A 1153-nucleotide genomic window follows, 5' to 3' on the forward strand; every position below is an offset into this window, starting at 1 on the left:
CGTACCAGCGTCACGTTCTCGATGGCGTCGTAATGGAACGCGCCGACCTTCGGCAGCGGGTACGCATGCGTGCGGCCGTCCGCCGCGTGATAACGAAGGCTTTCCGGCAGTGCGTCGTTATGCACGATGTCGAACCGCGTCATGTATGGCGTGATCCAGCGCGCGCCCATCGGCCCGTCATCGTAGGCCGCGAGATCCGATCGATACTGGCGGCTCCAGGTGAACGGGAACGGCCCCGGCAAGGTGAAGTCGTCGTGATCGATACGCTCGGCTCCGCGTGCGAAGCTGATACTGCCCTTCGTTCCCCGGCACTCCTTGCAGCCGCCATCCTGTCTGGCTCCCGCCTGCACGGGAATACCGTCGACGGCGCCCTGGCCATGGTTTTGCGAGGCCTGACCGCTCCTGTTTTCAGGGACGTTGGCGCCCTGGCCCTTGCGGGCATGCTTCTTTCGATAAGCCTGAACCACCGCCAGCAGCAAGGTCAGCAGCTTGGCGATTGCACCGACGCGTGGATCGGCGAGGCTGGCCAGCGCCCCCTTGCACATCCCGGCGAGTTCTCGAATTGTCCGGTCGACGTCAGCGGCCATCTGCTCCCGCTGTTGTCTCGTGGTGGTGACGTTCACCACCTCGTTGGAGACCGTTTCAACACTCGCCTTGATCGCGTGATACAACGACCAAAGCCCCTTCTTGAGGCTGGCCTCCGGGTCACGGACAAAAATCTCGGCCGCCTGAGTCGCCTCCTTGGCCGCCAACGCCGCATTGCCCTCTGCGTTCAACTGACCCAACGCCGCCTTCTTCATGCCCTGGGCCATGTCCAGCAGCATTTTTTCCAGCAACTCGCCCGCGTCCTTGAGCATCGCGTCCAGTCGAACCTGCGCCTCCTGCACGAACTTTTCCAGGTCCCCGACGATGGTCGCATTCAGATGCGACGCCAGCAGCCCGACCAGCACGTCGTTGGCCTGGACCTTCACCGCACCCTTTGCCGCCGCTTTCAACTGGACCGCCAGCTCACGGCGCGCCTCTGCCAGCATCGGCCTGAGGCTCATGCGAGCCGCTGCCAGCGTCGGCGGTACAGGAATGACGCCGATCAGGTCGATACCGATGCTCACCCAGTCCATCGCATCGGCATTCGGCTTGCCGTACAACGCCTTCA

Annotated in this window: 1 protein-coding gene; it reads right to left on the minus strand. The window is 63.6% G+C overall.

The window, feature by feature from the left end:
• The coding region (locus G3N96_RS38705) for a DUF6531 domain-containing protein (RefSeq protein WP_241023042.1) at positions 1-1153 on the minus strand (1153 nt) is incomplete at both ends.

The sequence above is a fragment of the Burkholderia sp. Se-20373 genome (assembly GCF_017104705.1).
Taxonomy (GTDB): Bacteria; Pseudomonadota; Gammaproteobacteria; order Burkholderiales; family Burkholderiaceae; genus Burkholderia.